Source organism: Bernardetia sp. (assembly GCF_020630935.1).
In the GTDB taxonomy this organism is placed as follows: Bacteria; Bacteroidota; Bacteroidia; order Cytophagales; family Bernardetiaceae; genus Bernardetia.
The window spans coordinates 21,655-38,408 of sequence record NZ_JAHDIG010000025.1; the positions used below are offsets into that span (position 1 = coordinate 21,655).

Annotated in this window: 17 protein-coding genes; 9 read left to right on the forward strand and 8 right to left on the reverse strand. The window is 33.3% G+C overall.

Annotated elements, in window-relative coordinates; translation table 11 throughout:
• The first annotated feature begins 21 nt into the window (after positions 1–21).
• The 7 genes from glmM to QZ659_RS08820 all read left to right on the forward strand — a co-directional run bounded on the left by glmM (position 22) and on the right by QZ659_RS08820 (position 5,936).
• Positions 22–1,458, forward strand: a complete 1,437-nt coding sequence (gene glmM, locus QZ659_RS08790; protein WP_291725052.1) for a phosphoglucosamine mutase — start codon at positions 22–24, stop codon at positions 1,456–1,458.
• A 184-nt stretch (positions 1,459–1,642) separates the two neighbouring features.
• On the forward strand, positions 1,643–2,032 hold the full coding sequence (locus tag QZ659_RS08795; RefSeq protein ID WP_291725055.1) for a hypothetical protein: 390 nt from the start codon (positions 1,643–1,645) through the stop codon (positions 2,030–2,032).
• A gap of 43 nt (positions 2,033–2,075) precedes the next feature.
• Entirely contained in the window at positions 2,076–2,702 is a 627-nt protein-coding gene (locus tag QZ659_RS08800) for a hypothetical protein (protein ID WP_291725060.1), read from the forward strand.
• 251 nt (positions 2,703–2,953) lie between these two features.
• Entirely contained in the window at positions 2,954–3,886 is a 933-nt protein-coding gene (hemC, locus tag QZ659_RS08805) for a hydroxymethylbilane synthase (protein ID WP_291725063.1), read from the forward strand.
• Positions 3,883–4,404, forward strand: coding sequence for a 3-hydroxyanthranilate 3,4-dioxygenase (locus QZ659_RS08810; RefSeq protein WP_291725066.1), 522 nt, complete (start codon positions 3,883–3,885; stop codon positions 4,402–4,404). The genes hemC and QZ659_RS08810 overlap by 4 nt, the downstream gene beginning before the upstream one ends.
• Before the next feature lie 260 nt (positions 4,405–4,664).
• Positions 4,665–4,949 carry an RNA recognition motif domain-containing protein gene (locus tag QZ659_RS08815; RefSeq protein WP_291725069.1) on the forward strand — a complete coding sequence of 95 codons (285 nt, stop codon included), beginning with the start codon at positions 4,665–4,667 and terminating at the stop codon, positions 4,947–4,949.
• A 363-nt stretch (positions 4,950–5,312) separates the two neighbouring features.
• On the forward strand, positions 5,313–5,936 hold the full coding sequence (locus QZ659_RS08820; protein ID WP_291725071.1) for a hypothetical protein: 624 nt from the start codon (positions 5,313–5,315) through the stop codon (positions 5,934–5,936).
• Between the two features lie 48 nt (positions 5,937–5,984).
• Here the strand turns inward: QZ659_RS08820 and QZ659_RS08825 are convergent, their stop codons facing one another.
• The 5 genes from QZ659_RS08825 to trpA all read right to left on the reverse strand — a co-directional run bounded on the left by QZ659_RS08825 (position 5,985) and on the right by trpA (position 8,837).
• On the reverse strand, positions 5,985–6,497 hold the full coding sequence (locus QZ659_RS08825) for an acetyl-CoA carboxylase biotin carboxyl carrier protein subunit (RefSeq protein WP_291725074.1): 513 nt from the start codon (positions 6,495–6,497) through the stop codon (positions 5,985–5,987).
• 65 nt (positions 6,498–6,562) lie between these two features.
• Complete coding sequence (locus tag QZ659_RS08830) at positions 6,563–6,973, reverse strand: DUF983 domain-containing protein (protein ID WP_291725078.1); 411 nt, start codon at positions 6,971–6,973, stop codon at positions 6,563–6,565.
• Positions 6,930–7,259, reverse strand: coding sequence for a hypothetical protein (locus tag QZ659_RS08835; protein ID WP_291725081.1), 330 nt, complete (start codon positions 7,257–7,259; stop codon positions 6,930–6,932). Before QZ659_RS08835 ends, QZ659_RS08830 begins: the two co-directional genes overlap by 44 nt.
• Positions 7,260–7,365: 106 nt before the next feature.
• The gene (locus QZ659_RS08840) at positions 7,366–8,022 is read right to left on the reverse strand and encodes a DUF4328 domain-containing protein (protein ID WP_291725083.1); all 657 of its coding nucleotides are present in this window, start codon (positions 8,020–8,022) and stop codon (positions 7,366–7,368) included.
• Positions 8,023–8,039: 17 nt separating this feature from the next.
• Positions 8,040–8,837 (reverse strand): tryptophan synthase subunit alpha, encoded by a 798-nt coding sequence (trpA, locus tag QZ659_RS08845; protein ID WP_291725087.1) that lies wholly within the window; start codon positions 8,835–8,837, stop codon positions 8,040–8,042.
• 649 nt (positions 8,838–9,486) lie between these two features.
• Between trpA and QZ659_RS08850 the strand changes: the two genes are divergently transcribed.
• Positions 9,487–11,604, forward strand: coding sequence for a tetratricopeptide repeat protein (locus QZ659_RS08850; RefSeq protein WP_291725091.1), 2,118 nt, complete (start codon positions 9,487–9,489; stop codon positions 11,602–11,604).
• Positions 11,605–11,671: 67 nt separating this feature from the next.
• Here QZ659_RS08850 and QZ659_RS08855 read toward each other — a convergent pair whose 3' ends face one another.
• From QZ659_RS08855 to ccsA, 3 genes are all read right to left on the reverse strand, one after another.
• Positions 11,672–12,076, reverse strand: coding sequence for a DUF3127 domain-containing protein (locus QZ659_RS08855; RefSeq protein WP_291725094.1), 405 nt, complete (start codon positions 12,074–12,076; stop codon positions 11,672–11,674).
• Positions 12,077–12,207: 131 nt separating this feature from the next.
• The gene (gene pheS, locus QZ659_RS08860) at positions 12,208–13,224 is read right to left on the reverse strand and encodes a phenylalanine--tRNA ligase subunit alpha (protein ID WP_291725097.1); all 1,017 of its coding nucleotides are present in this window, start codon (positions 13,222–13,224) and stop codon (positions 12,208–12,210) included.
• Between the two features lie 161 nt (positions 13,225–13,385).
• On the reverse strand, positions 13,386–16,064 hold the full coding sequence (gene ccsA / locus QZ659_RS08865) for a cytochrome c biogenesis protein CcsA (protein WP_291725100.1): 2,679 nt from the start codon (positions 16,062–16,064) through the stop codon (positions 13,386–13,388).
• A gap of 267 nt (positions 16,065–16,331) precedes the next feature.
• Here ccsA and QZ659_RS08870 point away from each other — a divergent pair, with 267 nt between their 5' ends.
• Positions 16,332–16,754 carry a hypothetical protein gene (locus QZ659_RS08870; protein ID WP_291725104.1) on the forward strand — a complete coding sequence of 141 codons (423 nt, stop codon included), beginning with the start codon at positions 16,332–16,334 and terminating at the stop codon, positions 16,752–16,754.

Genomic DNA, 16,754 nt, shown 5'->3' on the forward strand with positions numbered 1-16,754 from the left:
CTAATATAAAATACTGAAATTTTGAGTTTAATAAAATCAATATCTGGAATACGTGGAACAATCGGTGGGAAAGTGGGCGAAGGTCTTTCTCCGATTGATGTTGTAAAATTTGCAGCAGCTTATGGAAAATGGGTAAGTAATGCTACAGCCCAAATGACAGAGGAAAACGCAGAAGAAACTACATCACAAAACCAAAAGATAATCATTGGGCGTGATGCTCGTGTGTCTGGAGAACTTGTTTCGCAACTTGTTAGCTCTACTTTACAAGCAATGGGTTTTGATGTCTTAGATTTAGGACTTTCAACAACACCAACCGTTGAAATGGCTGTTCCGATGGAGAATGCAAATGGTGGAATTATCCTTACAGCAAGTCATAACCCTGGAAATTGGAACGCTCTCAAACTTCTAAACCAAAAAGGAGAATTTATTTCAGCAAAAGAAGGCGAGGAAATTTTGAGAATTGCTGAAAGTGATGATTATGAATTTGTAAAAGTATCTGACTTAGGAAGCTATTCTACTGATGATACTTACCTTCAAAAGCATATTGAGAAAATATTAGAACTGCCTTTAGTAGATAAAGAAGCTATTGCTGCAAAAGATTTCAAAATTGCTGTTGATGGGGTAAATTCTAGTGGAGGGATAGCCGTTCCAATGCTTTTGGAAGCTCTAGGCGTAAAACAGGTAGATAAGTTTTATTGCGAACCAACAGGCATTTTTCAACACAATCCTGAGCCACTTCCAGAAAACCTAACACATATTTGTTCTACTATTAAAAGTGGAAATTATAATTTAGGAATTGTCGTTGACCCAGATGTAGATAGATTGGCTCTTATTTGTGAAGACGGAACGCCTTTCGGAGAAGAATACACATTGGTTGCCATTTCAGACTATGTATTGCAGCATCAAGACGAAGGACAAACAAAAAATACAGTTTCGAATCTTTCTTCTACACAAGCACTCAAAGATATAACACTAAAAGCTGGAGGTGAATACCACGCTGCTGCCGTTGGAGAAGTGAATGTGGTAGAAAAGATGAAAGAATGTAATGCTGTTATTGGAGGCGAAGGAAATGGGGGAATTATCTATCCAGAATTACACTACGGACGTGATGCACTTGTTGGGATTGCCTTATTTTTGACGCAATTAGCAAAGTTTAAGGGAAGTACAAAAATGCTCCGTGCAAAATACCCAAGTTACCATATCTCAAAGAATAAAATTGAACTTACTCCAGAGATAAATGTAGATAATGTTTTGGTTGAGATTTCTGACAAATACAAAAGCTATCCAGTCAATAAAATTGATGGTGTCAAAATTCAGTTTGATAGCGAATGGGTACATCTTCGTAAGTCAAATACAGAACCTATCATTCGCATCTATTCAGAATCACAATCCGAAGCCACAGCCGAACACTTGGCAAAGAAAATTATGCAGGATATAAAAGAGATTATTACGCAGTAATTTTACTTTTTTCTATAAATAAACCTTTTGAAAACCGTTTTGCTTACAAAGAGTAAAACGGTTTTTTTACACATATAAAACACAAATTATCAAAAACTTGGTTCTTCTGATTTCTTATTTTAAACAACATGTGTTAAGGTAAATTTTAAGAGATAAACTTATACACAATCATTGATACACGACTATGAAATTCTTTAAGCAGTTTATAATTCCATTGTTATATCTTATACCAGTTTTTTACGAAATCGGATATACTTTTTTGAATATCAATGTAACAGAAGACTCAGTACATCTGATATATGGTATCGGAGTAATTTTCTTTATTGTCCTTTCTTTTGGGATGATATGGAGTAAGGATTGGTATAAAATGTATAGCGAATCTGGAGTTATAATCAAACTACCAAATAAACAAGAGATAGAAATTTGGAACTTGGAGAATGTGTTTGTCGTTTTTGTACTTACACTAAGTTATCCTAGTGATATGATTCACTCTTGGACACTTTATTATTTATTTGCTTTTGGAACATTTACTATAGCTTCGATAAGAATTTTTCGTATCAATTCAGACAAATAATACTAGATTCAATTTTAAAATAAAAGATTTGTATTTTTGATATATGATTCAAAAACTATGTAAACTTATTTCCTATATCTTTCATCCTGCTATTATGCCAACAGTAGGGTATTTGTTGTTTTTCTTTTTGTTGAGTAGCGAGCCTTTTGGAAAAAGACAGATACTGCTTCTAAGTTTGATTTTCTTAGGAACTTTTATTGTACCTGCATTTTTTATACTGACACTTCGCTATACAGGCTTTATCTCTTCTCTAAATGTGGGAAGTAGAAAAGAGAGGATTGTTCCGTTTATGTTTACTACCATTTTTTATACACTATTGGCTTACTTGATGATGCAAAAAGTGGGATATGATATTCAAGTAGTACTCTTGACAGGAGGTGTGGCACTGTCTATGTGTCTTACTACATTGATTACACTTTTTCACAAAACGAGTGTCCATACCATCGGAATTAGTGGACTACTAGGTTTTTTGTTTAGTTTTCAAGCTGCTAATACTTCATTGGAACTACTTTTTCCTATTGTGATATTTTTTATCTTGACAGGCATAGTCATGAGTTCTAGGCTCTATTTAAAAGCTCATACTCCCAACGAAGTTTGGAGTGGCTTTTTGATTGGTTTTGGAACATGTTTTGGAGTTGTGGCTGTGGTTTTGCAAAATATTTCCATCTAAAAGAATCATATTTTAAAAAGATATTGGACCAATATTTTGATATAAATCAGTTTTTTTAGAAAAAACAGAACTTTTATACAAAAAAAATTGCAAAAAACTTGCATGATAATCATTTTTTTTTGAATATTTCTGTATAAGCACTAAAGTTGCCTATTGTGTAGCTTTTTTAATAAAAAAACTAAAAAGAGATACTCTATCCTAGTTAAAAATAAATCTTTCAATTTATAGCTCACTACATAAGCGCAAAAAAATTGGCTAAAAAAACTATCAAAATCGGAACAAGAAACAGTCAGCTTGCGATGTGGCAGGCAGAGCATGTGCAAAGTTTACTCGAATCACATGGCTTAGCGACTGAAATTATTGCCATCGAAACCAAAGGAGATAAAATTTTGCATAAAGCTATCTCCAAAATTGGTAGTAAAGGCGTTTTTACAGAAGAATTAGAAGAAATGCTTCATACTGGCAAGGTAGATTTGGCTGTTCATAGTGCAAAAGATATGGCTTCTACACTTCCTAATGGACTTGAACTAATAGCTTATACAAAGAGAGAAAAAGCGCACGATGTAGTAGTAAGTTATAATTCAGATTTTAAACTAGACGCTGCCGATAAGTGGCTTGTAGGAACTTCTTCTACACGCAGAATAGCAATGCTCAAACATTACTATCCTAACATTAGAACAACGAATATGCGTGGAAACTTACAAACACGTATGAGAAAACTAGAGGAAGGACAATGTGATGCGCTTCTTTTGGCTTATGCTGGCGTGCACAGGATGGGATATGAAGAATTTATTGTCGAACATCTGACCCTAGATGAGTTTACTCCACAAGCAGGGCAAGGCTCTGTAACGATTGAAGTTTCTAGCAAAATAAGTGATAAACTGAAAGCTGCTATTCGTGAGGCAATAAATGATGAGGAAACCGAATATTGTTTGCTTGCAGAACGTGCCTATTTAAAATATTTAGACGGTGGTTGCAGTATTCCTTCTTTTGTATTGGCAAAAGTAGAAGGAGATATGCTCCGTATTGATGCAGGACTCATCAGTCTATCAGGAAAAAAAATCATACGTAAATCAGGAGAAATTCATAAAGAAAAAGGACAAGAACTGGCTGTCAAACTTGCACAAGAAGTGTTGAAAGCTGGGGGTGATAAAATTTTAGAAAAAATAAAAAATAAGAAATGAAAAAACCATTCAATCTCCAAAAATGGATAGATGATAACCGACACCTTTTAAAACCTCCTGTTGGAAATCAGCAAGTTTATTTAGATAATGAAGATTATATTGTGATGGTGGTGGGAGGACCAAATAGCCGAAAAGATTATCATTACAATGAAAGTGAAGAACTTTTTTATCAGTTGGAGGGAAATATTGTCGTTAAGATTATAGAAGATGGCAAATTTGTCGATATTCCTATTAAGGCAGGAGAGATGTTTTTACTTCCTCCGAAAGTGCCTCACTCTCCACAACGTACAGAGGGTTCTATCGGACTTGTCATTGAAAGATATAGGCGAGAAGGCGAAGAAGATGGCTTTATGTGGTATTGTGAAAATTGTGGAAATAAACTCTATGAAGAGCGTTTCGAACTCACTGATATTGTTGCCCAACTACCCAAAGTGATGCAAACGTTTTATAATTCAGAAGAACTAAGAACTTGTAACAAGTGCAATACAGTAATGCAACCTCCTCAAAAAATTAAATAGATAAAAAATTGATAATGAAAATCAGCCAAATATTTTTGGTCTCATACTATGAAATGTCGTTATACAACACGCCTCATAAACATTTGATTTTCAAGCAAATACACTAAAAATACACTCCAAGTAGTTTTTAAAATAAAATTTTTACAAATTTTGAAAAATAGTTGAAAGAAATAGTAGTTTTCTTATAATTTATCGTATCTTTGGAGCGAAGGCACAACTTAGAGCCTTCAGTTTATTAGTTTTTTTCGTTAATTAGTTTTATGAATCTTTACGTATCAAACTTGCCTTATTCTATTTCAGAAGAAGAATTAGAGGCAGTATTTTCAGAGCTTGGTGTAGTTACATCAGCAAAAATCATCACAGACCGTGAAACACGTCGTTCAAGAGGATTTGGTTTCGTTGAAATGGAAACTGAAGAAGATGGTCAAGCAGCCATCGAAGAATTAAACGGCATCGAACTTAAAGGTCGTGAAATCCAAGTAAAAAAAGCCATTCCTAGAGAAAACAGAGGTGGAGGAAATTTCCGTCCATCACGTGAATACTAAACACAACAATTGAGTTAGTTATCAATAGTTAGTTTCATCATCTGTTTTTAATTGAATCAATATACGTTTGGCACAATGTAAATTTTATTTTTTCTACATTGGCGACAAAAAAAAGCAACTTTCTAAAGAGAGTTGCTTTTTTATTGCTTCATATTTTTCTAAGTATATGAGCTTTTCAAGAGTATTTTATTGTATGTACATATAGATGAAATTATATTTTTTAATAGATACTGGATGCCGATAGATATTTGCTGTTCTGTGACTCACAGAACAGGGAAAAAGTACCATTCGTTGGTGTATCAACACCAACAATTTTTTATCTCAAGTCCAGTACTCTAATTTTTTAACTTTATTAATTCAACTATGTCAATTTCAAATAAAACAACTCGTTTTTTCAATTTTTTATGTATCTCTTTATTTAGTATTTTATTTTTATTTTCCTCTTGCAAAAAAGAAGAAGAAATTCCTCAAGTAGAAACAGATTATTTTCCACTCCAGACAGGTTCTGTATGGACATATCAAACAGAAAATGGAAACTTTGTCCATACACTTACCAATCAAACCAAAAATGTGGGTGGTTTTGATTGGAAAATACTAACAGTAAGTCCAAATGTAGCAGATGAAAATATTTTACTTCGTATAGACCCAGCTTCTAAAATTGTCTATCGTGCTATTGATTTGTCAGATAATGGAGGGATTTTACTTATTGAAGCCATCACAGACCTAGACGCTAAAGTAGGTGATACATGGACACAAAATAATGAACAAGATGGTGTGTTTTTAAATTTCTCGTACAAAGTTTTGGAAAAGGATGCAAAAAAGACTGTTGGTGGAACAGAATACGATAAAGTAATGGTTGTAAAAGTTGATGCAAGTAGTAATTTTTTTGATACGGAAAGTTCTACACTTTATTTTGCAGATGGCGTGGGTCTGATTGCAGAAGAATTTGAAGATGGGGATTATATTCATCTGATAGATTTTAAATAAATTTCAAAAAAATAGGGAAAAGTTGCTTTTTCCCTATTTTTTTATCTATTACTGAAACTCTATCAGAACAGCTCCTTTTTCTACGTTTTGTCCTTTATTTACTGGAATACTCTTTATCTCGCCTTCTCCTGCTGCTTTCAAAACATTTTCCATTTTCATAGCTTCCAAAATCATTAGAGGAGTTCCTTTTTCTACTTTTGCACCTTCCTCTATCAGAATATCCAAGACAAGTCCAGGCATTGGAGCTTTAAGGTCAGTTACTTTGGCAGAGGCAGCATTTTCCATACCTAAACTTTCCAAAAGTAAATCCATTCTATCTTTTGCTTTTAGTGTATGAATATTTCCATTGATACGAATTTCAAATTCTTTAGCTTCATAGTCTGCCTTCAAAACTTCCACTCGGTAAGAAACATTATTTCTCAAAACGTGAAACTCTCTTTCAGAAATTTGTTGAATATCTGATTCGATTAAATTATCATTCAAAAAAAGAGAAGTTGTTTTAGAAGATGTGTTTTTTTCTTTACGAACTTGGTAGGTATTTGATTGGGTTGTGATTTGCATGAAATGAATGATAAGTGGTAAGTGATGAATGATAAATTACTTTCTATAGCTTGGAGTTAAATTGACTACTCTCCTTGTGCTTCCCAAACTTTAGGGTCATTGCTGTACTTGACATTCGAAAAAACAGGTAAGTGTAGAGTAATGACTCTTGAATATCTGAAATAGAAAGGAATGAAAAAAATAAATGTACCTAAAATAGACGCAAAATAAACCCACAAATCAGGACGATTTTCCGATAAAATATTGACAGCAAATAATACCGTAATAACATGGGCTACATTGAAAGCATAACTGATATACATAGCTGTCCACCAAAAGCCTAAAGTACGTTCATATTTTAGATTGCATACAGGACAATTTCTATGAGTTTTGGCAAACTTATAATGAAAAGCAGATTTTACAAATATATCTCCTTGTCTGCATCTAGGGCATTTACATTGAAGGATGGCTTGAAATTTTGAGCGTTCTTTTCCCATTTTTTTTATTTTTTTGTTTGTTTCTGTACCAAACGAAAGCGACTGTTCCGATAAGTACATACGGCATACAAAGCAAATACAAAATGCCTGAATTGAGGCGTGTACTTGCTTCTCCTGCTCCATTATTAAAATTATTTTCTACGGTTGCTCTACACATAGCACACTGTGCTTCTGCATCTATGATTCCGAAAGTAAAAGTAAATACCATCAGAACAACAAATACAAAGAGTAGTTTTGAAACATTTGAGTTATTCAATGAATATGTATATTGATGTATTTTTTTCATTAAACTATGTATGATTAGTTTTATTGTTATTTATTTTATTAACATCTTGACAGAAACAAAGTTCGGTATTTTTTATTATTTATTCTATGATAAACATCATAACATTCTAAAAATCACCGTGTTCTCTGAGTTCTTTTTCGGTTTCACTTAATGCTCTAACCACCAAAATTGTAAATAAAGCATCTAAACAATTTATTATGTTTTCAAAAACAGTTCCCCAAGTCGGTTCGTGTAATTGACTAGAAAAAGTCAATTCTACTCCTGTTTTAAATGAGATATAAGATACGATAAAACTAAGAAGCCAAATAAACCACCACCATCCGTGTATTCCTCCCCACAAATGATGTTTTATATCGTTTCCTTCTGCTGTGAGTTTCATTTTCTGCCAAATTTCAGTCATTATGTTATATGGATAGTATAGACCAATAATAGGAACAAAAAAACCTCCTACAGCCCATCCGTCTCTATGTCTTGTCTCATATCCTATAATTTGGATATTTTTATATGCTCTTCTAAACCAAAAAAGAAAAGATATAAAACCAACAAGAATACCTAAGCCATAAATCATTGAGAGCAAAGCATTCGGAAGTGCTATATCTACTCCTCCTAAAATAGCATATATATCACTAAGAGTAAGACCAATAGCACAAACAAGAACAACTATATAAGTATAAATAGTAAATTTTGCTCTGCCAATGTTATTACGCATTGTGCCTTCTTGCTTATTACCAAAATTATTGTCGTCTAAAATCTGACTTTCCATTTTTTTATTGGTTTACCTTATATGATTGATGTTACAAATTCTTTTACTGATTTTCCACTTTCCAAATGACGAATAAAAGCAGAGCCGATAATTGCTCCATTGGCATAAGAAGTTGCTTGCTGAAAAGTTTTTTTATCTGAAATACCAAAGCCAATTTGTGTTGGATTTTTGAGTTTTAGATTTTTAATTTTATTGAAATATTCGCTTTGCTTTTCAGATAATTCTGAACTATTTGTTTTACCTGTAGTGCTGTTAGAAGATACCATATAGACAAAGCCACTACTCAAATCATCAATTTTTTTGATGCGTTCATCAGATGTTTGTGGTGTAATGAGAAAAATGGTGTGTAGTCCATATTGTTTGAAAATAGATTTGTAGGTGGTTTCGTATTCAAAAACAGGTAAGTCTGGCAAAATTAGTCCATCAATTCCGATTTCTTGGCACTTTTTACAAAAATTTTCAATTCCAAACTGCAATACAGGATTGATATATCCCATCAAAACAATAGGAGTATCTTTGATTTTTCCACTCTCATTTCGGATTCCCTCTAGCTGTTCGAACATTTTTTTGATACTCATTCCGTTGTCTAAAGCTATTTTATTGCTGTACTGGATTGTTTCTCCATCTGCAATAGGGTCAGAAAAAGGCATTCCAATTTCTATCAAATCAGTTCCTGCTTCTGCTAGTTCTGTCAAGATTTGGCGAGTGTCGTCTAGTTTTGGAAAACCTGCTGTAAAGTAAATGGTCAGAACACCATTTGATTTATTTTGAAATAAAGAATCTATACGATTTTTTGTGGTTGTTGCTGTTTGCATAAAAAATAGTCAGAATTTAATTTTATTATTGATAACATTACCAATAATGGTAACACTAGTATAATATCTGTTCTCCTAAACTTGTATGTAAAAGATTACAAACAATTACACTCAAGATTAATTTTTTTAAAGACTCTAACGATTTTAGAAAGTTTTTTTGCAAAATAATTTTGCAATTTTCATTTACCTTGAGCATATTACAGGTAAAGCAACAAAGATAGTTATTTTTAAGCTATCGAAAACACAGAATGGAATGAAGTCGTAAAAGTAACCTTGGCTTTAATAGACTTTTTAAATAATGTTAGTAGCAAAAAAATTAGACATTTTTTTATTTAGTAATAATAATTTTGGTTATCCTCAAAGCAAATATTTTTTTATACTAAAATTGCTTTTTTTCCAAATTTTAGCTACCTTATAAGGCATGTTATTGTATAAAAACTTTTGTCAAGCTTTTTAAATAGTAGATAAAGTTAAAATGCTCTTTCCTTATCCAACACTATGGTTTTAAGACACTAGTAAAGTAATTTTTTATTTATTATTCTTTGAGTTCAATTAATTATTAATGAGTATTTTGTTACGTTTCATATATACTTTTATATTTTTATGGTTTAGTTGTCAAGTTTTTGCCCAATCTCAAAAAATAGATAGTTTGAAGCAAATTGTTTGGCATCAGACTGTATCTGACACTTCGCATTTGCGTACTCATGTAGAACTGGAAGCCTTATTATTAGAGCAACAATTAGATTCAGCACTAGTATATATGCAAAACTCCTTAAAAAAAGCTCAACAATTAAAAAGTTTAAAATGGGAAGGAGAATTTAAGTTACTGATGGGTAGATATTATTGGTACAAAACTGAAAATCAAGAAGGAACAAAAGTATTTGAAGAAGTATTGGCATTAGCAAAGAAAATTGATGATAAGGATCTACTCGCCCGAGCTCAGCATCAGAGTGGAGTGTTTTATTCAGAAATGGGAGATAATCAGAAAGCTCTCAACAATTTATTTGGAGCATTAAAATATTATGAAGAAAATAAAATCTCTAATAGCTTACCTTCTATTTATACTGACATTGGTGTACTTTATTATGAACAACAATTGCTAGAAAAAGCAAAACTATACCATCAAAAAGTGCTTGATATTAGCAAAAAAGAAAATAAACTCGCATTTAAAATGCGTGCTTATAATAATCTTGGTATTATTTATTTGGCAGAAAAAAATTATCAAGAAGCACTCAATAATTATAAAGCAGCCCTAAAAATCAATGAAACAATCCGTCATAAACAGGGAGACGTTATTATTTTTGGAAATGTGGCAGAATCGTTCAATTATTTAGAACAATATGACTCAGCTATTTTTTATGCACAAAAAAGTATTGAAATAGCTAAAGAAACGGACTTCAAGCGTGGCTTGGTTCGAAGCAAGACTATTTTGGGAGATGCTTACCTTAAAACGAATGCACTTTCAAAAGCACTTAGAGAGTTGGAAGAAGGTTTGTACGTTGCTAAAGAAACACAGCAGAGTAGAGAAGGATTGAACGTTCTTGAAATACTTTATCAAGCGTATGAAAAAGATGGAAATCCTCAAAAAGCCTATCAGACCTATAAAGAATACATTGTTTTGAGAGATAGTCTTTCCAAACTAGACGATGTAAAACAACTCTTACAAAAAGAAGCAATCTATAAAGAAGAGCAACTCAAAGCCGAAGAGGAACGAAAAGAGTTACAACGACGCACAGAACGAGCAGAAGAAGCACGAGTTAGAAATATGTATTTGGGTGGGCTTTTTATGGTTAGTGTTGTATTGCTACTTTTGGGAATTGGTTATCGTCAAAAGAAAAAAAGTAATACCAGACTAGAAGAGCAAAATCAAGCTATCAAGCTTCAGCAGATACGGATAGAAACCCAAAATGAAGAATTAAATGTAACCAATGAAGAACTACAAACACAACAAGAAAAACTAGAGCAAACCTATAATAGACTCCGAACAACCACAGAAAAACTTGACGCAAGTATAAGATATGCCTCTGATATGCAGGAAGCAGTATTACCAAAATTAGATACACTTACCTCTTTTTTTAATAATTTATTTCTGATTTATCGCCCTAAAGATATAGTTTCTGGAGACTTTTATTGGTTTTCTCAAATCAATCAGCAAGTGGGAATATTGGCATTAGCAGATTGTACAGGACACGGTGTACCGGGCGCATTTATGTCTATGTTAGGAGCGACACTTTTACATGAAACCATAAATATCAAAAAAATACAAGATGACCCTGCCCGTATTTTGAATAACCTAAACTCAGGAATACGTAAAATACTAAAACAAGAAACAGGACAAAATGATGATGGAATGGATATATCCATCGCTATTTTTGAAAAAATGCCTACTCAAAATAAAATTAAAGTCATATTTGCAGGTGCAAAATCAACTATGTATTTTGTAGAAAATAATGAGCTTACCGAAATAAAAGGGAACAACAAACATATTGGAGGAAGAAATAAAACATCAGTTACATTCCAAAATACTATATTTGAAGTGAATAGTGATACACTTTTTTATCTCTTTACAGACGGACTTTCTGACCAACACAACGTTAATCGAAAAAAGTTTGGTTCGTCTCAACTCAAAACATTTTTATTAGAAAATCATCAAAGACCTATACAAGAACAAAAGCACTATTTGGTAGAAAAATTAAAATCACATCAAGGTAAAGAACCACAACGTGATGACATTTCGTTTATAGGGTTTAAGATAGGACAAGAATAAATCAACAAAACCCTAAGAATCTTAGAGAAACTTAGGGTTTGTATAATGATATAAATAATTTCAAAATTTAGAATGGCAAATCATCGTCTCCCATTGAAGAAGTATCTTCTGTTGGAGGAGGAATATCGCCAGTAAAAGGACTATCATTATTCCCTGTATCTTGGTTTATATCTTGCATCATTGGGTCGGCATGTTCTATCGAACGAGCAGCCAAACTATTGAACCAACGAGGCTCGTCTTGTGGCGAACGTTGCCACTTTTTACCACGAATCCAACTGCTTACTTTTACTTTTTCTCCTTCTTTGAATTTATCCAAAATATCACAATCATCTTGTGTAAATTGAAAAATAATTTCTTGTGGATAATTTCCCTCTTCTACATTAAGTACAAATTCTCGTAACTGGAAACGTTCTGATTTTACGCTAGTAGGAAATATTTTTACGAGTGTTCCCTCGGTTTCGAATGAAGGCATTTTATTTATATTTTTTGTGTTCTGAAATTTTTATTTTGTTTCTTTATCTCAACGATGCTTTTAAGCTCGTTGACAGCTGTAAAAGTAACCGTCGTTGAGGCTCAAATGCAGCCGTCAATGAAGATATGTCTTTAGAATTGCTTTAAAAAACGCATCTCATTTTCGAAGAGCATACGAATATCTGGAATATCGTAACGCAAAAGCGCAATTCTTTCAATTCCCATTCCGAAAGCAAAACCATTATATTTTTTAGAATCTATATTTACGTTTTCCAAAACATTAGGATGCACCATTCCACAACCTAAAATTTCTAACCAACCTGTTCCTTTTGTGAGGCGATAATCGGCTTCTGTTTTTGTTCCTAAATACACATCTACCTCTGCACTAGGTTCTGTAAATGGGAAATAAGAAGGACGAACACGAATTTTGGCGTGCTGACCAAAAAACTCCTTTGCAAAATAAAGAAGTGTTTGTTTGAGTTGTGCAAAACTAACTCCTTCATTTACATAAAGCCCCTCAATCTGATGAAACATACAATGCGAACGAGAAGAAATAGTCTCATTTCTAAAAACACGCCCAACAGATAATGTTCTGATAGGTGGTTCTTGGTTTTTCATCACACGAATCTGTACAGGTGATGTATGTGTGCGAAGCAAAATATCTGGGTCTTTTTCTATGAAAAAAGTATCCTGCATTTCTCTAGCAGGGTGATTTTCTGGAAAGTTGAGTGCCGTAAAATTATACCAGTCTAGTTCTATTTCTGGTCCTTCGGAAAGATTGAAGCCAATTCTTTCAAAAATCTGAATTATCTCATCACGCACTTGCGAAACTGGGTGCAAACTTCCCAAAGACTCATAAGCAGATGGAAGTGTAATATCTATATCTGTTCCAGCCGTTGCATCTTGTGCCTCTTCAATTTCCTGTTTTTTGTTGCGAAACTTCTCTTCAGCAGTCTTTTTCAAAACATTTATTTGCTGCCCAAGCGTACGTTTTTCTTCTTTCGGTACGGTCTTAAATTCATCAAAAAGCGAAGAGAGTTTGCTGTTTCGGCTAATAAAATCTAAACGGAAATTTTCTAACTGCTCAACACTTTGTATTTCAAAATTTTCTACTTCTGAAAGAAGTGAATTTACCTTTTCTTGTAACATAAAAATTTTATGACTAAATAACTGATGAATAAAGACTTTTTTCTATAAAATTAGGTTGCAATTTCGTTAAAAAAGTGGTTTTGTGCAAATCAATACCACCTTACTATTTTGCATAAACATTTAACGAAAAAATAATCTAATTTTCTCTATACAATTTGCTTTTAAACCAACTCCACCTCATTTTTAGGCTTTTTAGCGTCTGTTTTTTTAGAAACAGTTACTTTTTTAGCTTCTATATACCTTCTCCACATTGCCACCAAAATACCGAGTGTCATTACACTTACACCAAGCCAAAGCAAACTGATATACGGTTTTTCTAGGGCTTTCATAATTATCCAGTCTCGTTGTGTTGTTCGAATTTTGAAAGTAAACTTTTCTTGTTCTGGATTAATGTTGATCAGAGTAATTTCTACTCCTGCTGACTCTACAATTTCAGGGATGCTTCTCGCTGTTGCACCTTCGCCTTGCATTTTTATTTGATATTTTGGTTTGACTGTATAGGTTTCCTCTCTGTCTAAAATTCTAATTTCAGCATACACCATTATATCTTCGTCTGCCAAAGGCTTTCCACGATGAACACCATCAAAAACAGCCACAAAATCATTCACAATAAACGTATCTAAAGGAGCTAGTATTTTTTCTTCTGGATTACTCCACGTACGCTCTTCGGCTGGGTCTGGCAAACTACTCAAATGCGTATAAAGGTCACTTTTTATACCTTGTGAAATATCTGGACTGACCACAAAACCCATCTGTGGATTTTGCTGAACACGAGGAAAAAGTGTAAACATCTCTTTTGTAAGTGTATCTACATAATCAATTTTGTAATAGGTATTTTCTTCAAAAATTTGGAGCGTATCGCCTGCTTTTACCTTTACTTCCTCATTGTGAATCAAATCTTTTTGAGCTACTACTTTATGAGAATAAGCTGTTGCTGTCACATCTTCTTTATTCACATACGTAGGAAAGCTAGGCGAATCCCAATATTGTCCTTTATAAGTAACAATATATTTACTCATTTTGGTAGGCTGGCTACGGAAAAGCAATACATTTTCTCTATTGACCTCATCAGAAAACTCTTTGTTGTATAAAAGCCCAGACATATTCATAGAAACAATATCGTCATATCCAGAAGAAGACAAAATACCAAAAAACATGAGTGCAACACCAATATGCGCCAATGCGCCACCTGCTAGTTTTGGATTAAATTTGATAGTTCTGAAAACTGACATTACATTTGTAATAACTGCATACACCGAAGTCAGAATCAGAATGATATATGGAATTTCTTTTGCTTTAATGATTGCCTTTACCAAAGAATAGAAAGTTGTATAGGTATAATCTTTAGGCAGAGTTAGTTTTATTTGAGCTATCGCAATAATAGCTGTCGTAATAATGGCAGTCAAGACCAAAGGAAGGATGAAATTATCTTTCACATTTGATTTTTCAATACGTTTCCACCAAAATATTTGTGCTGTAGCTGAAAGAAATGCAATTCCTATACTAAACCAAATTTGCCATTTTGTATAAAACATTTCTGGGTCGGCTGGAGGAGCAACATTTGAATCTATTCCCAAACTATCTAAAATAGCATTATAAACAGGAATAGACGTTGGAACTAATACTTGCAATGCAGAAAGTCCTAAAACTAATACACCAAGCGTTGCCCAAAACTCACCAGAATATAATTTAGAATCTTCTTTTGCCTTTGGGAAATTATTCCAATTCATAAAGAACAAGACTGTTGCCCCACCAACAAAAAACAAAAGATAAATCAGAAGCTGCCCTGAAAGCCCTAAGTCAGTAAAAGAGTGAACCGAAGTATCTCCCAAAATTCCACTACGAGTAAGAAATGTAGAATATAAAATCAGAAGGAAGCTAGAGAGCATCAAGATAGCTGAAAGTTTTGCCATAGAAGGGCGTTTTTGTTGCATCGTCATGGCATGAATGCCTGCAATCAAGACGAGCCAAGGAATAAAAACAGCATTTTCCACTGGGTCCCAGTTCCAATATCCTCCAAAATTTAGCGTTTCATACGCCCAATATGCTCCCATTACAATACCTACGCCTAAAACAGCAGCAGCAAGCAATGACCATGCAAAGGTTGGTTTGAGCCACTTTGTAGTCTCTTTTTTCCAAAGACCAGCGATTACGAAAGCAAAAGGGACAAGACAGAGCGCAAAGCCTAAAAACAATGTAGGAGGATGAATTACCATCCAATAGTTTTGTAAGAGTGGATTCAGACCTGTTCCATCGACAGGAATATAGTCAGGTTGTGTTTGGAAAATAGGAGCATCCATTGCATCACGCAATAAAATAAAAGGAGAACTTCCAATCTTTACTTGTTTCCAAGGGATTATAACACCTAAAATCATAGAAGCCAAAAATGCTTGTACGGCAGAAAAAACCATCATTACAGGAGCTTCCCAAGTGTTATTTTTCTTATGTCTGACAAAAATAGAACGCAGAATAATCACTCCACCAATACATACATGCCAAAAAATCCAAAGTAAGAAACTTCCCTCTTGTCCTTCCCAAAAACAGGAAATCATATAATAATAGGGCAAATTATTGGAAGAATGACTCCACGCATAATGATATTCGTACTGATGATTATAAATAATAGAAAACAAAACTACCACAACACCAATCACAGCCAAGCCATGCAAACCAAACATCGCACGAGCCATGTTTTTCCAAGACTTGATTTCTCTATCTTTTCTATCTGAAGAAAATTCGTTGTTTTGGCTCGCAAAATAATATGAAATAGCTGCTACAATAGAAGTAACAAAAGAAATAATGACGAGTAGGTGTCCTATCTGACCGATGAGTAAGTTCATATAAGGAACAAAGTCTATAATAAATTTTTATATATTTTTATTCACTCTTTAGAGTGAACTACAATTTCAGAAGAAATAAGTCATCAAGCTATTCTGTTTGACTAGCATTTTGATAATCAACATCTTAGCTTGCCTTTCTAATTTTTTGCAAAGGTACGACCTAAAACATTCATTATCAATTAAAAAAATGTTATACGAGCTTTAAAGTCAAAACTTTTATCTTTGTTTTTTTGTATTCAACTCTATTCCAAACAAAAATATAATCTTATGAGATTTTCTATTCATCATCTAACATACAGCGTACTTTTCATAATTACGACCCTATTTTTTTCTTGTTCCAATCCAAATGGAATCACAGAAGAAGAGTTTGATAGAAAGGCTTGGCAACTTGATAGAAATGGATGTGAGACTGTACGTGCAGGGTTGTTAGATGACTTAGAGAAAATAAAACCCAAGTTGGAAGGGTTAGATGAAATAGATTTGAGAAAAATTTTGGGAAAACCAGACTTTACAGAACTATATAGCCGAAACCAAAAATTTTATACCTACTACATAGATGCATCTGAAAAGTGTGAGGATGTACAACAAGACCTAGAGCGTGGAGAGCGTAGGCTCGTACAAATTCGTTTTGATGCTATCAATGCAGTCAATGAAATTGTAATAACAAGAGAAGAACGAAATAAACAGTGA

Bases quoted from the DNA above. Each gene is read 5' to 3' on its own strand.
- QZ659_RS08820 (WP_291725071.1), top strand. From the start codon at position 5,313: ATGTCAATTTCAAATAAAACAACTCGTTTTTTCAATTTTTTATGTATC.
- QZ659_RS08795 (WP_291725055.1), top strand. From the start codon at position 1,643: ATGAAATTCTTTAAGCAGTTTATAATTCCATTGTTATATCTTATACCA.
- QZ659_RS08825 (WP_291725074.1), bottom strand. From the start codon at position 6,497: ATGCAAATCACAACCCAATCAAATACCTACCAAGTTCGTAAAGAAAAA.
- QZ659_RS08810 (WP_291725066.1), top strand. From the start codon at position 3,883: ATGAAAAAACCATTCAATCTCCAAAAATGGATAGATGATAACCGACAC.
- trpA (WP_291725087.1), bottom strand. From the start codon at position 8,837: ATGCAAACAGCAACAACCACAAAAAATCGTATAGATTCTTTATTTCAA.
- ccsA (WP_291725100.1), bottom strand. From the start codon at position 16,064: ATGAACTTACTCATCGGTCAGATAGGACACCTACTCGTCATTATTTCT.
- QZ659_RS08870 (WP_291725104.1), top strand. From the start codon at position 16,332: ATGAGATTTTCTATTCATCATCTAACATACAGCGTACTTTTCATAATT.
- pheS (WP_291725097.1), bottom strand. From the start codon at position 13,224: ATGTTACAAGAAAAGGTAAATTCACTTCTTTCAGAAGTAGAAAATTTT.
- QZ659_RS08840 (WP_291725083.1), bottom strand. From the start codon at position 8,022: ATGGAAAGTCAGATTTTAGACGACAATAATTTTGGTAATAAGCAAGAA.
- QZ659_RS08800 (WP_291725060.1), top strand. From the start codon at position 2,076: ATGATTCAAAAACTATGTAAACTTATTTCCTATATCTTTCATCCTGCT.
- QZ659_RS08830 (WP_291725078.1), bottom strand. From the start codon at position 6,973: ATGGGAAAAGAACGCTCAAAATTTCAAGCCATCCTTCAATGTAAATGC.
- QZ659_RS08855 (WP_291725094.1), bottom strand. From the start codon at position 12,076: ATGCCTTCATTCGAAACCGAGGGAACACTCGTAAAAATATTTCCTACT.
- QZ659_RS08835 (WP_291725081.1), bottom strand. From the start codon at position 7,259: ATGAAAAAAATACATCAATATACATATTCATTGAATAACTCAAATGTT.
- QZ659_RS08815 (WP_291725069.1), top strand. From the start codon at position 4,665: ATGAATCTTTACGTATCAAACTTGCCTTATTCTATTTCAGAAGAAGAA.